At 45.6% G+C, this 17,236-nt stretch carries 19 protein-coding genes; 9 read left to right on the forward strand and 10 right to left on the reverse strand.

Annotated features, from left to right (window positions below):
* Positions 1-73 precede the first annotated feature (73 nt).
* Both htpG and KUA46_RS04775 read left to right on the forward strand, forming a co-directional pair.
* Entirely contained in the window at positions 74-2,131 is a 2,058-nt protein-coding gene (gene htpG / locus KUA46_RS04770; RefSeq protein WP_022120204.1) for a molecular chaperone HtpG, read from the forward strand.
* A gap of 204 nt (positions 2,132-2,335) precedes the next feature.
* Positions 2,336-2,860, forward strand: a complete 525-nt coding sequence (locus KUA46_RS04775) for an RNA polymerase sigma factor (RefSeq protein WP_256624980.1) — start codon at positions 2,336-2,338, stop codon at positions 2,858-2,860.
* Positions 2,861-2,926: 66 nt separating this feature from the next.
* Here the strand turns inward: KUA46_RS04775 and KUA46_RS04780 are convergent, their stop codons facing one another.
* A complete protein-coding gene (locus KUA46_RS04780) occupies positions 2,927-3,313 on the reverse strand; it encodes a hypothetical protein (protein ID WP_218486534.1) in 387 nt (128 codons plus the stop codon).
* Between the two features lie 67 nt (positions 3,314-3,380).
* On the reverse strand, positions 3,381-4,841 hold the full coding sequence (locus KUA46_RS04785; protein WP_022120207.1) for an aminoacyl-histidine dipeptidase: 1,461 nt from the start codon (positions 4,839-4,841) through the stop codon (positions 3,381-3,383).
* A gap of 120 nt (positions 4,842-4,961) precedes the next feature.
* Here KUA46_RS04785 and KUA46_RS04790 point away from each other — a divergent pair, with 120 nt between their 5' ends.
* From KUA46_RS04790 to nth, 3 genes are read left to right on the forward strand one after another with little or no spacing between them, the layout of a single operon-like run.
* The gene (locus KUA46_RS04790; protein ID WP_153138486.1) at positions 4,962-5,156 is read left to right on the forward strand and encodes a hypothetical protein; all 195 of its coding nucleotides are present in this window, start codon (positions 4,962-4,964) and stop codon (positions 5,154-5,156) included.
* A 31-nt stretch (positions 5,157-5,187) separates the two neighbouring features.
* Positions 5,188-5,799, forward strand: coding sequence for an OmpH family outer membrane protein (locus tag KUA46_RS04795; RefSeq protein WP_040552750.1), 612 nt, complete (start codon positions 5,188-5,190; stop codon positions 5,797-5,799).
* A 5-nt stretch (positions 5,800-5,804) separates the two neighbouring features.
* On the forward strand, positions 5,805-6,452 hold the full coding sequence (nth, locus tag KUA46_RS04800; RefSeq protein ID WP_006846651.1) for an endonuclease III: 648 nt from the start codon (positions 5,805-5,807) through the stop codon (positions 6,450-6,452).
* Positions 6,453-6,534: 82 nt separating this feature from the next.
* Here nth and aroC read toward each other — a convergent pair whose 3' ends face one another.
* The 3 genes from aroC to KUA46_RS04815 are packed head-to-tail and all read right to left on the reverse strand — an operon-like array spanning position 6,535 to position 8,594.
* The gene (gene aroC / locus KUA46_RS04805; protein WP_218486535.1) at positions 6,535-7,659 is read right to left on the reverse strand and encodes a chorismate synthase; all 1,125 of its coding nucleotides are present in this window, start codon (positions 7,657-7,659) and stop codon (positions 6,535-6,537) included.
* A 27-nt stretch (positions 7,660-7,686) separates the two neighbouring features.
* Positions 7,687-8,301, reverse strand: a complete 615-nt coding sequence (locus tag KUA46_RS04810) for an FKBP-type peptidyl-prolyl cis-trans isomerase (protein WP_218486536.1) — start codon at positions 8,299-8,301, stop codon at positions 7,687-7,689.
* A gap of 8 nt (positions 8,302-8,309) precedes the next feature.
* Positions 8,310-8,594 (reverse strand): hypothetical protein, encoded by a 285-nt coding sequence (locus tag KUA46_RS04815; RefSeq protein WP_006846647.1) that lies wholly within the window; start codon positions 8,592-8,594, stop codon positions 8,310-8,312.
* A gap of 328 nt (positions 8,595-8,922) precedes the next feature.
* Here KUA46_RS04815 and KUA46_RS04820 point away from each other — a divergent pair, with 328 nt between their 5' ends.
* Entirely contained in the window at positions 8,923-9,276 is a 354-nt protein-coding gene (locus KUA46_RS04820) for a hypothetical protein (protein ID WP_022120210.1), read from the forward strand.
* A gap of 165 nt (positions 9,277-9,441) precedes the next feature.
* Here KUA46_RS04820 and KUA46_RS04825 read toward each other — a convergent pair whose 3' ends face one another.
* From KUA46_RS04825 to KUA46_RS04845, 5 genes are all read right to left on the reverse strand, one after another.
* Positions 9,442-9,879 (reverse strand): PepSY-like domain-containing protein, encoded by a 438-nt coding sequence (locus KUA46_RS04825; RefSeq protein ID WP_228113738.1) that lies wholly within the window; start codon positions 9,877-9,879, stop codon positions 9,442-9,444.
* A 79-nt stretch (positions 9,880-9,958) separates the two neighbouring features.
* Positions 9,959-10,351 carry a rhodanese-like domain-containing protein gene (locus tag KUA46_RS04830; RefSeq protein ID WP_006846644.1) on the reverse strand — a complete coding sequence of 131 codons (393 nt, stop codon included), beginning with the start codon at positions 10,349-10,351 and terminating at the stop codon, positions 9,959-9,961.
* A 170-nt stretch (positions 10,352-10,521) separates the two neighbouring features.
* The gene (locus tag KUA46_RS04835; RefSeq protein WP_153072405.1) at positions 10,522-10,617 is read right to left on the reverse strand and encodes a smalltalk protein; all 96 of its coding nucleotides are present in this window, start codon (positions 10,615-10,617) and stop codon (positions 10,522-10,524) included.
* A gap of 89 nt (positions 10,618-10,706) precedes the next feature.
* On the reverse strand, positions 10,707-11,381 hold the full coding sequence (locus KUA46_RS04840) for an HU family DNA-binding protein (protein ID WP_218486537.1): 675 nt from the start codon (positions 11,379-11,381) through the stop codon (positions 10,707-10,709).
* A 1,104-nt stretch (positions 11,382-12,485) separates the two neighbouring features.
* Entirely contained in the window at positions 12,486-13,778 is a 1,293-nt protein-coding gene (locus KUA46_RS04845) for a transglycosylase SLT domain-containing protein (protein ID WP_022120710.1), read from the reverse strand.
* A gap of 73 nt (positions 13,779-13,851) precedes the next feature.
* On the opposite strand from KUA46_RS04845, the gene hisG reads away from it, so the two are divergent.
* From hisG to hisC, 3 genes are all read left to right on the forward strand, one after another.
* Positions 13,852-14,703 carry an ATP phosphoribosyltransferase gene (hisG, locus tag KUA46_RS04850; RefSeq protein ID WP_119230206.1) on the forward strand — a complete coding sequence of 284 codons (852 nt, stop codon included), beginning with the start codon at positions 13,852-13,854 and terminating at the stop codon, positions 14,701-14,703.
* A 94-nt stretch (positions 14,704-14,797) separates the two neighbouring features.
* Entirely contained in the window at positions 14,798-16,084 is a 1,287-nt protein-coding gene (hisD, locus tag KUA46_RS04855; RefSeq protein ID WP_218486538.1) for a histidinol dehydrogenase, read from the forward strand.
* 50 nt (positions 16,085-16,134) lie between these two features.
* Positions 16,135-17,169 (forward strand): histidinol-phosphate transaminase, encoded by a 1,035-nt coding sequence (gene hisC, locus KUA46_RS04860; protein WP_218486539.1) that lies wholly within the window; start codon positions 16,135-16,137, stop codon positions 17,167-17,169.
* Positions 17,170-17,236: the final 67 nt, after the last annotated feature.

Below are 17,236 nucleotides of genomic sequence, written 5' to 3' on the forward strand. Positions count from 1 at the left end.
ATTTTGGCACGCTATTTGTTAGCCCCCTTGCCAAACAATAATAAAGTAAATACGAATAAAAACATTTTATATTATGGCACAGAAAGGTAATATTGGTGTAACGACAGAGAACATTTTCCCTGTCATCAAGAAATTCTTATATTCAGATCACGACATCTTCCTCCGTGAGATGGTTTCAAACGCCGTAGATGCTACACAGAAGTTGAAGACTCTTGCAGCTCAGGGCGATTTTAAGGGCGAGATTGGCGACACAACCGTTCGTGTCTCTCTCGATGAGAAGGCTGGAACCTTGACTATCAGCGACCATGGTATAGGTATGACTGAGGAGGAAATCGATAAATATATCAACCAGATTGCATTCTCAGGCGTAACTGACTTCCTCGACAAGTATAAGGAGAATGCCAACGCCATCATCGGCCACTTCGGTCTCGGCTTCTATTCTTCTTTCATGGTAGCCAGCAAGGTAGAAATCATCACTAAGAGCTACAAAGAGGGAAGCAAGGCAGTAAAGTGGAGCTGCGATGGTTCACCTGCTTTCGAAATCGAAGATGCAGACAAGGCTGAGCGTGGTTCAGACATCATCCTCCATATTGCTGATGATTGCAAGGAATTCCTGCAGAAGAGCAAGATTGAAGAACTTCTGAACAAGTACTGCAAGTTTATGGCAGTGCCTGTAGCCTTCGGCAAGAAGACCGAGTGGAAGGACGGCAAGAATGTGGAGACTGATGAGGATAACATTATTAATAATGTGGAGCCTCTCTGGACAAAGACTCCTAGCACCTTGAAGGATGAGGACTACAAGAAGTTCTATCACACCCTTTATCCGATGCAGGACGACCCGTTGTTCTGGATTCATCTGAATGTAGACTTCCCATTCAATCTCACGGGTATTCTCTACTTCCCACGCATCAAGAGCAGCATCGACATGCAGCGCAACAAGATTCAGCTCTATTGCAACCAGGTGTTCGTAACCGACCAGGTAGAGGGCATTGTACCAGAATTCCTCACATTGCTTCATGGTGTAATCGATTCACCGGACATTCCGCTGAACGTTAGCCGCAGTTACCTTCAGAGCGACAGCAACGTGAAGAAGATTTCTACCTACATCACCAAGAAGGTAGCCGATCGTTTGAACTCTATCTTCAAGGAGAACCGCAAGGAGTTTGAAGAGAAATGGGATGATCTCAAGATCTTCATCAACTACGGAATGCTCTCTCAGGAAGATTTCTACGAGCGCGCAAAGGACTTCGCACTTCTGAAAGATGTTGAGGGCAAGTACTTTACTTTCGAGGAGTACAAGACGCTGATTAAGGACAACCAGACCGATAAGGACGGCAACCTGGTTTATCTCTACGCCAACAATAAGGAAGAGCAGTATTCTTACATCGAGGCTGCCAAGCAGAAGGGTTATTCTGTACTCCTGATGGAAGGTCAGCTCGATACGCCGATGGTAAACATGCTGGAGCAGAAGTTGGAGAAGAGCCGCTTTACACGTGTTGACGCCGACATCATCGACCGCCTCATCGTGAAGGAAGATGCTAAGAAGACCGATTTGAGCAAAGAGCAGTCTGACAACTTGACAGAAGTATTCCGCTCTCAGATGCCTCAACTTGACAAGACAGAATTCTTTGTTGAGATTCAGGCTTTGGGTGAACAGAACCAGCCAGTGCTCATCACTCAGAACGAGTACATGCGCCGTATGAAGGCGATGAGCCAGTTCCAGGCAGGCATGAACTTCTACGGTCAGATGCCAGACAGCTACAACATCGTACTGAACTCAGACCATGCTCTGGTAAAGAAGGTATTGGAAGATGCTGAGGCCAACACTGCTGAAACATTGAAGCCAATCCTTGCAGAAATCAAGGGTCAGGAAGCTCGCCTTGCCGTACTCCATCAGGAGCAGAACAAGAAGAAGCCTGAAGAGATTACCCAGCAGGAGAAGGATGATGTTCACAACACAGAGAAGGCCATCAGCGATGAGAAGGCTAAGCGCAACGAAATCATCTCGGGCTATGCTAAGAACAACAACATTGTTCACCAGCTCATCGACCTTGCCCTGCTTCAGAACGGTATGTTGAAGGGTGCTTCGCTCGACGCATTCCTCAAGAGAAGCGTTGACATGATTAAGTAATCCAACCTGAAAAAAGGTATGAATGGAGAAATAAAACTTTGCGATGCGTAACATTTCATGTTACAAATTGTTTCATCATATGTGCTAAATGTTTCAAAATGAACATTTAGCACATTTTTTTTCGCTTTCCTTTGGTGGCTTTCTTTTTTTTTATTACCTTTGCAATATCGATAAACGAAAAACATGATTAAAAAAATCGCCATCATGGAACAAACAAATTCAAATTACAGCATTATTGCTGATTATTACTCTGAACACTACAACGAGCTGAAGTTGTATGTCATGTCCCGTTCGCTTCCGGCAGACGAGGCTGAAGACATCGTGCAGAATACTTTTGTGCGATTACTTCGAGGCGATAAGATGATTACGCCTGTTACTTTACCTTGTTTTGTATACACCATTACCAAGAATCTGATTATCGATTATTACCGTCGCAAGCATAAGATTGAGGAGTATGAACACTTCCTGGGAGCTACCGACTGGATGGGAAGATATGATGTTGATGGCGAATCTGTTTTCTCTGCCCAGCAGATCAACGAGATTCTGGAGCGTGGCATTGCCCGGCTCACGGAGAAGAGAAGCAAGGTTTACCGCCTGAATCTCTTCGAAGGAATGCAGGTGAGCGAGATTGCCCAAAGTCTGAACCTCGGATATAAAGCGGCTGAGAATCGTCTGACTCTGGCTAGAAAAGAAATAAGAGATTATATGAAAAAAGAGTTGGCTAGTTAAAAATGCTAGTCAACTCTTTCTGTTTATTCTTACTGCCTTGCTGAAAGGCAATTCTTAACTATTTTTTTAGTTTTCCTTAAACCCGATTACTCTTGTCAAACCTTTATCAAGATAAAAGGTTTGGGTTACTTCCTGCTTATCGCCCTGATGGTTGGTCAGCTTGTATGTAGCCCTTAAATATAATAAGGTGTCGGGATAAGCTGCATCATTATAATCAATATTCTTCTTGACGTAAGGCAGTTTGCTGACATTTTGTCGCATCACCTTCATCTGGCCGAAACTGATCATGGCGGTAGGAGTGAGGCGAGAGAACCGCTCATAGCTGCAGTCCTGATCAACGAGGTTTTCATCAAGAAAATCCTTGACCAGAGATTGAGCCTTGTGCTGATCGCCACACGAGGTGAACATCAGCACAAGTCCTAGAGCCATGACAAACATCATTTTCTTTATCATAGACATCTTCTTTTTTATTAAGCCGCGCTGCTTTTATGAAGCTCGTTGTTTTATTTAGCACGCTTGCTTATTTAGCCACGCTGCGGAGAATCTCCAGCAAGTGATCCCAAACCATCTCTACTGTAGGAATGAGAAGAGCCTCGTCTGGGGTGTGAACATTGCGAAGGGTAGGACCGAAACTTACCATATCGAGCTCAGGATAACGCTCTGAGAAAAGACCACACTCCAAACCGGCATGAATACCCTTTACCAATGGCTTTTTGCCGAAGAGCTTTTCGTAAGCCTTCACAGCCAGGTCGGTAAGCTCGCTGTTGGCGCGCATCTTCCAAGCAGGATACTTGTCGCCTACAGTTACCTCGGCGCCAGCCAGAAGGAAGGCTGCCTTTACGGTGTTGGTCATGTTCTCCAGATTGCTCATCACGTTACTTCGCTGAGAAGCTACGATGTTGATGCTGTTTTCGTCGGTCATCACGCTTGCCACATTGCTTGAGGTTTCTACCATCCAGGCAATCGCCTCATCCTGACAGGTAGTAAGCGGACCGTTGTCTACAGCCTGGAGAGCCATTACGAACTTGTCAGCTACAGCTTTCTCGATGACAGGTGCAGCATCGGTGCTGCTCATATTGAACTGCATAGCCTGTTCGGTTACGTGGAATTCATCTTCTACTTCTGATGCAAAGATGTTCCAGTCGGCACGAACCTGTTCCTTATCAGCATTCTTGACGGCGAAAACAATCTTTCCGTCGCGAGGAATCGCATTGTGCATTTTGCCGCTGTTGAAGCTTACGAGGCGCAGACTTCCATCCAGTTTCTCATTTTCGAGGAAGAGGAAGCGGGCAAGAATCTTGATGGCATTGGCGCGCTTCTTGTTGATGTCATCGCCCGAGTGACCACCGTTGAGACCCTTCAGCGAAGCTTCCATGAAGAAATAACCCGCAGGAGCCTCTTCGCGAGAGAAGTGGAAAGTGGCATGGGTTGTCTGACCACCGGCGCAGGATACGAAGATTTCGCCCTCATCCTCTGAGTCGAGGTTGATGAGCATCTTTCCGGTCATAAAGCCCGCCTTCATGCCGTGAGCACCGGTCAGTCCGGTTTCTTCATCACGTGTAAAGACGCACTCGATAGGACCATGCTCAATATCGTTGCTTGCCAGGATAGCCAGCTCGATGGCGCAGCCTATACCGTCGTCAGCACCCAATGTAGTGCCTTTTGCCTTAAGCCATTCTCCGTCTACGTAAGTCTGGATGGCGTCTTTGTGGAAATCGAAATCAACATCTACCAGTTTATCGCAAACCATGTCCATGTGGCTCTGCAGGATGATGGTTTCAGCATGCTCGTAGCCTGGAGTGGCAGCTTTACGGATGAGCACATTACCGGTTTCATCTACCAGCGTTTCAAGCTGATGAGCCTCACCGAAAGATTTCAAAAACTCAATCATGTTCTCCTCGTGCTTGGAAGGACGAGGTATTTCGTTGATTTTTGCGAACTGCTCGAACACGAGAGCAGGCTTCAATTCACTTTTATTCATTTATTTTCTATTATTTTGTTTTGATAAAACATTTATTTCTGCTATTTTGTTTTGGTTATTCCCAAAAAAATAGTACCTTTGCACCCAAAAGTGCACTAAGGCACTGCAAAGGTAATAAAAATGATAAAATTAATATTATTAAGCGTGTTAATAATTGCTATCTGCATGGCATTATTTTGCGTAAAGTTGATTTTTAAGAAGAATGGCAAGTTCTCTTCCCAGCATGTGCACGACAATCCGGGCTTGCGCAAGCAGGGCATTCATTGTGTGGTGGATCAGGACCGCGAGGCAAGGGAAGCCAACAAGGCTTATTAGAAAATAGTAATAATATAATATGATAGAAAAAATGAGAAAGAACATTTTGAGTTCAGTGGCAATTGCAGCTGTTGCTGCCCTGTCATTGGCATCATGCAACAAATCTCAGCCTCAGGTAGAGGCTAAGTCAGAGAGCAAGGCTCCTGCTGAATTGAAGATTGCTTATGTAGAGGTAGACTCTATCATGACTCAGTATACCTTTGCTAAGGAGTATTCTTCTATCTTGGAGAAGAAGGGTCAGAACATTCAGGCTACTATTGCGCAGAAGGGCCAGCAGCTCCAGGCTGCAGCAGCCAACTTCCAGCAGAAGATTCAGCAGAATGCTTACACCCGCGAGCAGGCTGAGGCTATCCAGGCTGGACTGCAGAAGCAGAACAACGACCTGCAGGGCTTGCAGCAGCGCTTGAGCAACGAGTTTGCTGCTGAACAAGAGAAGTACAACAAGGCACTCCACGACAGCATTGCCAACTATCTTGCCCGCTACAACAAGGACAAGAAGTACAGCATCATCTTCTCTAAGAGCGGCGATAACCTGCTCTATGCTGACAAGGCTTACGATATTACAAAAGAGGTGATTTCCGGCTTGAACAAGGCTTACAAGGGTAAGCTGAAGAAAGAGGAGGCTGCTCCTGCTAAAAAGTAAGAGAAATGCTTCGTAAGGAAAGATACGATTTTATATTGAATCATTTCAGAAGTGCGCTGCCGAATGTAACTACCGAGTTGCAGTTCGGTAGCGCATTTCAGCTTCTGGTGGCTACCTTGCTTTCTGCGCAATGCACCGACAAACGCATCAACATGGTTACGCCTGCTCTCTTTGCCCGTTATCCTGATGCGCAGCACATGGCACAGGCGAGCGAGGAAGATATTTATGAGTTGATCAGTTCGGTGAGTTATCCGAATGCCAAGGCGAAGCATCTTGCAGAAATGTCTCGCCAGCTGGTTGAGATGTTCGGAGGTGAGGTGCCTGAGGCTGCGGATGATTTGGAGAAGTTGGCAGGAGTGGGGCGCAAGACGGCGAATGTGATTCGTGCCGTATGGTTCGGTCATGCTACGATGGCGGTGGATACGCATGTTTACCGTGTGAGTCATCGTATGGGGTTGGTGCCGAAAACGGCAGATACGCCCAGAAAAGTAGAAGATTATCTGATGAAACACATTCCGGCTGAGGATATTCCGAATGCGCATCATTGGATTCTGCTGCATGGCAGATATATTTGCAAGAGTACGAAACCGCTCTGCGATAAATGCTTTTTTAATGAATATTGCCCAAAACTGCTGAAGGACAGCAAACTTTAGGTAGTGATTAGTGATTAGTTATTATTGATTATTTAGTAGTGATTAGTTTGTTAATCACTAATCACTACTAATTAATCACTAATTAAAGTTTTATTGTTTTATTCAAGAGATAATTATCCAGTATAACCATGGCAGCCATGGCTTCAACCACCGGCACGGCTCTTGGCAAAACGCAAGGATCATGACGGCCGCGGGCAGTCAGCGTGGTGGCATTTCCTTCCAAATCTACCGTATTCTGCTCCATCAGCAGAGTAGCAACCGGCTTAAAGGCAACACGGAAATAGATGTCCTGACCATTGCTCAAACCGCCCTGTATTCCTCCGCTATGATTGCTCTTTGTTGTAATACGGGCAGCAACATTCTGATTCACAGCAGCATCTTCTGGCGTCTCTGCAGCATCAGCCTTCGGGATAAAGACATCATTCTGCTCACTTCCGCGGGCAGTAACTCCGGCAAATCCCTCGCCATATTCAAAACCCTTCACGGCATTAATGCCAAGCATGGCAGCACCCAGTTGGGCATGAAGCTTGTCAAACTCAGGCTCGCCCAATCCTACCGGGCAACCCTTGATGACGCAAGTGATAATTCCACCAATCGTATCGCCGTCAGCCTTAACCTGGGCGATGAGATCTTCCATTTCCTTCGCCTTCTGCTGGTCAGGACAGCGCACCGGATTATCTTCTATGGTGTTAAGGTCATACAGATGATAATCTTTCTCCAGCGCAATACTGCCCACCTGTGATGTATAAGCCGTGATGCAGATGCCCAACTGTCGCAAGGCAAGTTTAGCCAGGGCTCCGCCTACGCATCGGGCAATGGTGATGCGGGCTGAAGAACGGCCGCCGCCACGATGATCGCGTACGCCATACTTCTCGTGATAGGTGAAATCTGCGTGAGAAGGGCGGAAGAGACAGCGCATGTTCTCATAGTCCTGAGAATGCTGGTTCTGGTTACGCACCTCAAAGCCGATAGGGGTTCCTGTTGATTTGCCTTCGAACACACCACTCAGAAACTCTACCTTGTCAGCTTCCTTTCTGGCCGTTGTGATGTGGCTCTGTCCTGGGCGTCGGCGGTTCAGCTCGCTCTGGATAAAGTCCATGTCGATTTCTATGCCTGCAGGAAATCCGTCAATAACGCCTCCTACAGCTATTCCATGACTCTCTCCAAACGTAGTGAGAGTGAAAAGATTGCCAAATGTATTCCTCATTACCTTAATATATTATAAAGGTGTTTATTACTTGTTGCAGCCGCCTTCGCAACCACCTTCACAACCACCTTCACAGTTGCCATCCTTGCAGTCGCCGCCGCAGTTGTCGCAGCCACCTGAGCAGCCGCCACCTTCGCCGCTGATCATCTGAGCCATCTTGGCAATCTCCTCAGCAGTAGCCTCGCGGCTCTCGAGAATCTGACCGCAGAAGTTGAGCTTCAAGCCAGCCAATGGGTGGTTCAGGTCGCAGGTTACCTTTGTATCGCTGATGTTCTTCACTACTGCGTTGAAGTGGTTGCCATCCTCGTTCTGCAATGGGATGATAGCGCCTACCTGTACGTGCTGTGCATCAAACTGGCCGTTGACGGTAAAAATCTGCTTGTCGAGCTCCAGTACGCGCTCATCATAGTGCTGTCCGTAAGCCTGCTCTGGGTCCAGCTGGAAGTCGAACTCTTCACCTTTAGCCAGGTTTACCACCTTCTCTTCGAAAGCTGGCAGGGTAACACCCATACCGCTGATGAAGATGAACGGACGCTCGTCAGTTGTGCGCTCGATGAGCATCTCCTCGCCGTTGTCACCATTAGTTACATCATACAGTGCGTATGAAACTACAATAAACTTGTTTTTGTTGTTTGTTTCCATTTCTATATTTATTTTTTATTATTTCTTTTTCTTTTCTGAATGCTTACGCTCTTTACCATCTCCATGCGCTCCAGATAGATAGGGCGCCATTTGTCGATGATGTCCTGCAGACTTTTGCTCTTCTGCGAGAGTTCAGCATATTCCTCGCCGTCGGTCAGATTCTCTTTCTTGAGATCCAGCATTCGGGCGATGAGCTGTTTCTGGTGTTCCTCAGCCGCCTTGAGCTGGTTGCCCAGTTTCTCGAGACTTTCCATAAAGGCGAGTGCCTTGTCTATATGATTTTCCTGTACCATTTTGCTTGTTTTATAGGTTGAATCTTTTGCAAAGGTACAAATAATAATTGGTATAAACGAAGAAAAAGGTCTTTTTTTTCGATGATATTACAAAATGATAGAGAAAATGTAATATCTCTAACGTTCTGACGCCTATTTCGGGGTATTGTTGTTGATTTAAGTCAAGAAATAGGCGGAAAACTGAAAATATCCCAAGAAATGTTTGCGCACACAGAGAAAAGTTCGTATCTTTGCAGCGTCTTAAAGAAAAAGACTATAGGATAATGTTTAACAGAGCCCGAGTCTTCGGATGTGCAGGACTCACAAATTAAAGAAAGGTAAAAAGATTATGAAGAAGATTATGGTATTAGCAGTAGCTATGTTTGCAATGGCAACAGCTACTTTCGCAGCAGATGAGGAGACAAATGCAACAGCAGCTTACAACATGAACATTAAGATGTCTAGCTTGGCAGATGCTTTGAGCTTGAACATCGACCAGGTAGAGGCTGTAGCTGATGTACACAAGAACTTCACTGCAGACATGATGAATGCTGCAACAGCAAAGGGTGAGGATCGTTCTGCAATGATTGACAAGGCAGTTTTGAAGGATCTCAAGTACATGCACGTTATCTTGGACAACAGTCAGTATCGTAAGTACGTGATGCTTCTCAACACAACCCTTATCAACCGTGGTTTGAAGTAATCATCTTTTTATAGATGAGAAAAATAAGAGAGAGATTTAAAATAAGAATCCCAGTCGAGGTTTTATCCTGACTGGGATTTTTTTTGCTTTTGGACCTTCAGTCCGTACTTAAACCACTTGCTAAACTTAGCTTACTGATATGCGAAAGTTCAGTTAACTTGATAATCAGTCGATATCTATTAATTGGAAATGTTTGTTGAAGGTTAAATCCAACCCATTTGCCAATTCCACTTCGTATTCATTCTTGTTCATTTCAAGCTTCTTTACCGCTTGCGCTGGATAATTCTCCATCAGATAGTTTCTGATGGCTTGCGGAATCAGCTTGACTGGCACTTTTCCCTGCTTGCAGTCAATCTCTGTGAGATTGCCTTTCTTATCAAATTCCAGCTTGGTTCCGTTCTGCAGAACCACATCATAGCTCTTGTTGATAACCCCCGTCTCAATGGTAGCAAGCATCACCTTCTGATTGTTGAAATGGTTGCTGAGTAAGGTTTGAGCCTTTATCGGGAGTGCATTAACGGCGATAGGCTTGTCATTGCCTGCATTTGCTGCCATATTGCATGATAGTATGCAGCAAATGGCAATCATCAGAATTTTCATCATTCTTTTCATAAGCTACAAATTAAAAATTTATAATAACTAACGGAACTTTCGCATGTGGGGAAGTTCAGTTATTTTAACTTTACTCCTTTACGATTTCTTTTCCTGCTGCCTGCCAGCCAATAAATCCGGAATCGAGTTCTATTACCTGATAGCCGTTCTTTGTCAATATAGCTGCGGCATTTTTGCTTCGCTTGCCGCTTCGGCAGTTCACGGCGATAGTCTTGCTTTTGGGAAGAGTGGCAGCGGCCTTCTGCTCGAAGTCTGATTTCAGTACGTCAATGTTGATTGCCCCACGAATATGCCCATTGGCAAACTCCTCTGCGGTTCGTACGTCGAGACGGATTACTGCGGTGTCAGCGATGGCTTTCTCATAGTCATCTGCCGACAGACTCTTATAGCCCTTATTTTGCGCCTGACAAGAAGACAGGCTTGATAGCATGGTTATAATGCTCATGATAAATATTTTCTTCATTCTCTAATCTTTTAATAATTATGCGCCTTTAATCTAGGAGGATAAGTCATGTTCAAACCCCTACATTCTTGCAATATATCTGCAAAAATACAAAAAAATATTCAGAAAGTTGATGATATGGATGGATTTTGTTAGCAGAGCGAACTCGATTTAACCTTATTTTATCATTTTTATCCCATGCAGCTCGTTACTCCGAGCGTAGTAGCGATAGCGGTCAGTATGCTGATGGCTATCTGCAGAATTGTTTTCCAAGTGTTCGCTTTCATCTTTTTGAATGTTGAATGTTGAGTGTTGAATTTTTTGTGGGCGGATGGGCTGGGCTAGGGGCTAGCACCCTAGCCAAGCTATCCTTGGGCTATTCAAGACCGTCGCCAGTATCGTCCTTGCCGGTAGTGCCGCCGCCTGATTCAGAGCCTTGTCCGTCGCTGCCGGTCTGACCGGTGCTTGAACCGCCTGGGGTAGAACCGCCTGGCGTATTATCCGGAGTGGTTGGCGCATTGAGGTCAACGTTGGTCTTACCCTCCTTAATCGCCTTGATGACGGCTGCCTGAGCACTGCGGCTGGCTACGAGGTTGAACTCGGCGTCATCGCGAAGGTTCTTAAACTCCTGACCTGGCTCCCACTGAACCTTCACGCCGGTGATGTTCTGAGCGGTGAACTTGTCGGCATCCTCGGCACCCTTCGAGGTGAGAAGGAGAGAGAAATCACCAAGGTCGCCCAGACGGATTTTCTTGCCCTCAAGCAACATCTCACGCATGCAGTCTACGGCGATGTAGAGGATGGCGCTGATGTCGGCTCTCGAATAAACACTACCATGTGAAGTGATGTGCTTGGCAAACTTCTCGATGGTCATGATGTCGGTGTACTGCGAGATGGCGAAGGCATTCTGCTTCTCGGTCTTCACGAGTTCCAGGTCCTTTGGGTCAGGGGTCTTACCCTCCTTCTTTGCCTGGTTGATGCGTGACTTAGCCTGATTGATTTCCAGAAGATTTGCGTTCACGCTACGCATTACGATGCTGTAATTAATCATAGTCGTTGTAGTATGTTTAGAGTCCTTTGTTTTGCAACTCCCCAGAACGCCCCGTTTCTGCCGTTTTCAGAGTCTTCATTGATGACCGGCGCCTGCCATCATTTATGACCCGTGTTGGTCTTAAGAGAAGACCCGAGCAAGGCATAAAAGGCTGTTCTTTCGATTGCCGGTGCAAAGATACAACATTTTCAGGCAGAATGCAAGCTTTCACCCTAACTTTCTATGTAAGAAAAGCTATAAGTAGCTGTAATACAATAAGTTCTGTTGATTTTCTGTCTGAACTTTATTGCAAATAACAGAAAAACGCAGAAAAAGTACAATGGAGAACAAAGAAAGGCAAAAGCGGTCATTTCCGGTCATGGTCATTTTCGGTCATTTTCAAAATGAGTTGGGTCATTTTGAGCTATAGTAAATATAAATATTATTTATATTATACTATAGATGACCTTTTCTCCCCCGAAACGAAAATGACCGGAAATGACCATGACCGAAAATGACCGGAATATAATCCTCATAGTGATGGGAGATAATAAATTATTAGATGCGCTAAAGTGTTGGTTATTAATGTTATATATGATTTGTATGTAGTCTTGCTATAATTGTATACGTATAAAATAATCGACATTCATCAGGCTCATATTTGTACCTTATTGTTCTTCTTTTGCCCTTTTTCTACCTGTCATTTCTTCTATTTTTGTCAAAAACACCTACCTTTGGAGCATGATTTCACGTCCGAGGAGGGGCATTTTTGCCCATACTAGAGGGGGCAAAACATCTTCCTAACCTCCATATTTTACATTTTATCTTCTAAAACGCAAAAAAACTGCTGATTTTCGCATCATTTCCGTTACTATTTTCTGTAGTAAGGATATTATACATACATATATATAAATACTCCTTTTAATCGTTGTAGAAGATGATATAACGACATTTTAGCATCTTGTATTTTTCTTTACAAAATAACAAAACGCCCTATAAAAGAACGCAAACTCACATCCACGTTATTTGGTATATTTGGGGCTCTTATCTCCAAATTTTGCAAGAAATCAGAGTAAATTGAGCCCCAAATATACCTTTCCTCATCGTTTTCAGTACCTATTTATATTATATATGGTACTTATTCTGGTAGTGGCGCTTGGATTTAACAGGGGCTCCATGGAAAGAACCGCTGCCCATACCGCTGCCACGAAAACTCTCATGGAAGCCTGAACCACCGCTATATTCGCCCCAGCGAGCTCTGATTCTATCTACATAATTAACCGTCTCCGTGCCTCGCATATAACCATATTTCACTACCGGGTCTGTGTAATATGCCGGTTGAGAAAGGCGCAGAATATAATCGCGGATTACGCCCCAATTGTGCGGATTCTGACCATGTTTGCGAGCCAGCGACATCGCATCTCTGATGTGGAAATAGCCACCATTATAAGAAGCCAGGGCGAAAAGCATGCGCTGGAAAGGGTCGCCTACGTCAGAGAAATGCCCCTGCAGTTCCGCCATATATCTGGCTGCTGCAGCCACATTCGCCTCAGGTTCATGAATCATGCTCATCGGCAAACCCAGATGGGCAGCCGTGCCTGGCATAATCTGCATCAGTCCGCAAGCTCCAGCCCATGACTTCGCATTCGGGTCGAAACAGCTCTCCTGATAACATTGGGCAGCCATCAGACGCCAGTCCATGCGAGCCGTTCCGCTATAGCGCTGGAAGAGGTGGTCGTAGCGGGAAATAACACCCTTGGAACGGTTCAGGAATGGTGAATAAACGTGGCGGCGAACGCTGGCAGAAGAAAGCAGCCACGATTCTTCCTGCTTGACCTGAGCAATCAGCTTAGGCTTAAACCAGCCGTTCAGGGTGTCGGCAAGACTCTTGTTACCGTTCAGTACAGCCCATTGGGTTCGGGTGCTATCGGGCGTAACTCCACAGAACAGCAGGTTGCCTCTGGTCTGTTTTCGGGGTAGGGGCACGGCAATCACATCACCTTCTCCCTTCTCCAGTTTACGCACCATTTCAGCCGTATCCTTACATTCTTCTACGCGTAACGACACGCCGATCTGCTGGGCAAACTTCTCGCAGAGCAGATATTGCAGTCCCATTCCGTGGCTGTGGTAATCATAATAGGTAGTAGGGCCGTTAACGGTAAGCATGATGAGCTCACCATTGGCCTGAATATCTTCGAGCGAAAGCCCCTTGCTGGTTGAAGCAGGTTTCTTTTCATCGCCATCAGCCCCATCAGAATTATCAGCATACTCCATTTCGCCTACGGGAGTTCCCCATGGCGTAAGCTCCTGCTGCGGTTTCTTGTCGGCACAGGCAGCGAGCAAAAATAGTGCATATAATGCGTATAAATATCCTTTATTCTTCATTTCAGCTGCAAAAGTACGAAATATTTTGCACATAAGTGAGAAATTATTTGTTTATTCTAATAAAAATATGTACTTTTGCAATGTTTTTCATACAAAATATAGAAATATGTTACGAATAGCAGTACAAAGTAAGGGTCGTCTTTTCGACGACACCATGAATCTTTTATCAGAGGCTGACATCAAAGTAAGCGCCTCTAAACGCACCCTCCTGGTGCAGTCAAGCAACTTTCCTCTCGAGGTTCTCTACCTTCGTGATGATGATATTCCTCAGAGCGTAGCCTCTGGTGTGGCAGATATCGGAATCGTGGGCGAGAACGAGTTTGTAGAGCGTGGAGAGAATGCGCAGATTATTGACCGTCTGGGTTTCAGCAAATGCCGCCTGAGCCTCGCCATTCCTAAGAAAATTGATTATCCGGGATTGCAATGGTTCAACGGCAAGAAGATTGCTACTTCTTACCCTAACATCCTGCGCAAGTTTATGAAGAAGAATAATATCAATGCCGATATCCATGTCATTACGGGTTCTGTAGAAATCAGTCCGGGCATCGGTTTGGCTGACGGTATTTTCGATATTGTAAGTTCAGGTTCTACTCTGGTCAGCAACAATCTTGCTGAGGTTGAGGTGGTGATGAAGAGCGAGGCTCTGCTTATCGGCAACTGGAACATGGACGAGGAGAAGCATGAGATTCTGAACGAGATGCTGTTCCGCTTCGAGGCTGTACGTTCTGCACAGGACAAGAAGTACGTGATGATGAATGCTCCTAAGGCAAAGGTTCAGGAGATTACAGAAGTATTGCCAGGCATCAAGAGTCCTACGATTATCCCATTGGCTGATGAGGAATGGTGCTCTATCCACACCGTGCTCGATGAGAAGCGTTTCTGGGAAATCATAGGCAAGTTGAAGGAACTCGGTGCACAGGGCATCCTGGTAACACCAATCGAAAAGATGATATTATAATAATGTGTAGTGTTTTATGTGTAATGTTTATTGAGAGACATTATGCGTTAAAAACCAAACATTAAACATGAATAATTAAATATTAATAATAGGAATGAAGGTAATAAAGTATCCTGCAAAGGAGGAATGGAGCGAGATTGTAAAACGCCCACACCTGGATGTTTCGCAGCTGAATGCGACCGTACAAGGTGTACTCGACGATGTGAAAAACCATGGCGACGAAGCCGTGAAGCGTTACGAGGAGAAGTTTGATCATGCCCATCTCGATTCTTTGGCTGTGACTGAAGCTGAAATCGAAGAGGCAGAGAAATTGGTTTCTCAAGAACTGAAAGACGCTTTGCACCTCGCCCATCATAACATTGCCGCATTCCATCATAGCCAGAAGTTTGATGGTGTAAAGGTTGAAACTTGCCCTGGTGTAACCTGCTGGCAGAAGAGTGTGGCTATAGAGAAGGTGGGATTGTATATCCCGGGAGGTACTGCTCCTCTCTTTAGCACCGTTCTGATGCTGGCTACTCCTGCCAAGATTGCGGGATGTAAAGAAATAGTACTGTGTACTCCTCCTAATAAAGAGGGCAAGGTGAACCCGGCTATCCTTATGGCGGCAAAGATTGCGGGCGTAAGCAAGATCTTTAAGGCGGGTGGCGTTCAGGCTATCGGAGCCATGGCTTACGGTACGGAGAGCGTGCCTAAGGTTTATAAGATTTTCGGTCCGGGCAACCAGTTTGTCATGGCTGCCAAGCAGCAGGTTTCCCTGCACGATGTGGCTATAGATATGCCTGCCGGTCCGTCTGAAGTTTGTCTTATTGCCGACGAAACAGCCAACCCTGTATTTGCTGCTGCCGACCTGTTGTCGCAGGCTGAACATGGTTTCGATTCACAGGTTTTCTTCATTACTACATCTGAAAAGGTGTTGGATGATGTAAAGAATGAAGTTGAAGCACAACTTGAACGTTTGCCACGTAAGGAGATGGCACAGACCTCGTTAGACAATTCTAAGTTTATCCTCGTGAAGACCGAAGAGGAGGCAATCGACCTCTGCAATACTTATGCGCCGGAGCATCTGATTATCGCCACAGCCGATTACGAGCAGCTGGCAGAAAAAGTTGTGAATGCAGGTAGTGTATTCCTCGGAAACTATGCGTGCGAAAGTGCAGGCGACTATGCAAGCGGTACGAACCATACCTTGCCAACTCATGGTTATGCTTTGGCTTACAACGGAGTGAACCTGGACAGTTATAATCGCAAAATCACATTCCAGCATCTTACAGAAGAAGGTATTCGTAACATTGGAAATGCTGTAGTGACCATGGCGGAAAATGAGCAATTGGAAGCTCATGCCAATGCGATGAGACTGAGAGTGAACAGTTTGAAACAATAGGGTGAAACGGAAAGTTGTAAAGATACTTCTTAATAGTTTTTGAAAGAAAAATGAAAGAATTGAAAGATTTGTGCCGAGAGAACATCTGGAATCTGGCACCTTACAGTTGCGCCCGTACGGAGTTTGCAGGCAGAAATGCCCGCGTCTTCCTCGACGCCAACGAAAATCCATATAATGACCCTTACAATCGCTATCCTGATCCGCTGCAGGTTGAACTGAAGAAGCAGATCAGCAAGATTAAGGGTGTAGCTGAAGAGAAAATCTTCCTGGGCAACGGTTCCGACGAGGCCATCGATTTGGTTTACCGCGTATTCTGCCGCCCGGGCAAGGATAATGTAGTAGCGATTGCACCTACTTACGGAATGTATGAAGTTTGTGCAGACATCAACGATGTGGAGTATCGCTCTGTGCTGCTTGATGAAAACTATCAGATTTCTGCAGAAAAACTGCTGGCAGCCTGCGATGAACAGACAAAGGTTATCTGGATCTGCAGTCCGAACAATCCTACGGGCAATCACATCAACCGCGAGGCAATCGTAGAGGTGTTGCAGAAATTCCAGGGTATTGTCATCATCGATGAAGCCTACAGCGATTTCTCTCCGGAGCGCACATTCCGCAGCGTGCTCGACAGATTTCCCAACATGATTGTGCTCAACACCATGAGTAAGGCGTGGGGCTGTGCAGCCCTCCGTTTGGGAATGGCTTTTGCGAGCAAGGAGATTGTTGACATATTCAATAAGGTGAAATATCCTTATAACGTCAATCTGCTTACTCAGGAGCATGCGCTGGAAGTGATGAAGAATCCGCTGAAGGTTGACGAATGGGTGAAGAACATCCTGCAGGAGCGTTCTAAGGTAATGGCTGCATTCCTGGATCTGCCTATCTGCGAGAAGGTTTATCCTACTGATGCAAACTTCTTCTTGGCTAAAATGACCGATGCCAACGCCATCTATAATTATCTGGTGGCACAAGGCATTATCGTAAGAAACCGCAACAAGGTTCAGTTGTGCGGCAACTGTCTGAGAATTACGATAGGAAACAAGAGCGAGAATGCTGAATTACTCGGCGCTTTGAGACAGTACTAGCATTTAAGCAGCACGCCCTGCTTTGAGACAATATTAGCATTTAAGCAGCACGCCCTGAAAGGGCAGA

This window comes from Segatella copri (genome assembly GCF_019249765.2).
GTDB lineage: Bacteria > Bacteroidota > Bacteroidia > Bacteroidales > Bacteroidaceae > Prevotella > Prevotella copri_K.

Excerpts from the sequence above, each read along its gene's own strand:
- htpG (WP_022120204.1), top strand. The coding sequence starts at position 74 with ATGGCACAGAAAGGTAATATTGGTGTAACGACAGAGAACATTTTCCCT.
- KUA46_RS04775 (WP_256624980.1), top strand. The coding sequence starts at position 2,336 with ATGGAACAAACAAATTCAAATTACAGCATTATTGCTGATTATTACTCT.
- KUA46_RS04780 (WP_218486534.1), bottom strand. The coding sequence starts at position 3,313 with ATGATAAAGAAAATGATGTTTGTCATGGCTCTAGGACTTGTGCTGATG.
- KUA46_RS04785 (WP_022120207.1), bottom strand. The coding sequence starts at position 4,841 with ATGAATAAAAGTGAATTGAAGCCTGCTCTCGTGTTCGAGCAGTTCGCA.
- KUA46_RS04790 (WP_153138486.1), top strand. The coding sequence starts at position 4,962 with ATGATAAAATTAATATTATTAAGCGTGTTAATAATTGCTATCTGCATG.
- KUA46_RS04795 (WP_040552750.1), top strand. The coding sequence starts at position 5,188 with ATGAGAAAGAACATTTTGAGTTCAGTGGCAATTGCAGCTGTTGCTGCC.
- nth (WP_006846651.1), top strand. The coding sequence starts at position 5,805 with ATGCTTCGTAAGGAAAGATACGATTTTATATTGAATCATTTCAGAAGT.
- aroC (WP_218486535.1), bottom strand. The coding sequence starts at position 7,659 with ATGAGGAATACATTTGGCAATCTTTTCACTCTCACTACGTTTGGAGAG.
- KUA46_RS04810 (WP_218486536.1), bottom strand. The coding sequence starts at position 8,301 with ATGGAAACAAACAACAAAAACAAGTTTATTGTAGTTTCATACGCACTG.
- KUA46_RS04815 (WP_006846647.1), bottom strand. The coding sequence starts at position 8,594 with ATGGTACAGGAAAATCATATAGACAAGGCACTCGCCTTTATGGAAAGT.
- KUA46_RS04820 (WP_022120210.1), top strand. The coding sequence starts at position 8,923 with ATGAAGAAGATTATGGTATTAGCAGTAGCTATGTTTGCAATGGCAACA.
- KUA46_RS04825 (WP_228113738.1), bottom strand. The coding sequence starts at position 9,879 with ATGATGAAAATTCTGATGATTGCCATTTGCTGCATACTATCATGCAAT.
- KUA46_RS04830 (WP_006846644.1), bottom strand. The coding sequence starts at position 10,351 with ATGAAGAAAATATTTATCATGAGCATTATAACCATGCTATCAAGCCTG.
- KUA46_RS04835 (WP_153072405.1), bottom strand. The coding sequence starts at position 10,617 with ATGAAAGCGAACACTTGGAAAACAATTCTGCAGATAGCCATCAGCATA.
- KUA46_RS04840 (WP_218486537.1), bottom strand. The coding sequence starts at position 11,381 with ATGATTAATTACAGCATCGTAATGCGTAGCGTGAACGCAAATCTTCTG.
- KUA46_RS04845 (WP_022120710.1), bottom strand. The coding sequence starts at position 13,778 with ATGTGCAAAATATTTCGTACTTTTGCAGCTGAAATGAAGAATAAAGGA.
- hisG (WP_119230206.1), top strand. The coding sequence starts at position 13,852 with ATGTTACGAATAGCAGTACAAAGTAAGGGTCGTCTTTTCGACGACACC.
- hisD (WP_218486538.1), top strand. The coding sequence starts at position 14,798 with ATGAAGGTAATAAAGTATCCTGCAAAGGAGGAATGGAGCGAGATTGTA.
- hisC (WP_218486539.1), top strand. The coding sequence starts at position 16,135 with ATGAAAGAATTGAAAGATTTGTGCCGAGAGAACATCTGGAATCTGGCA.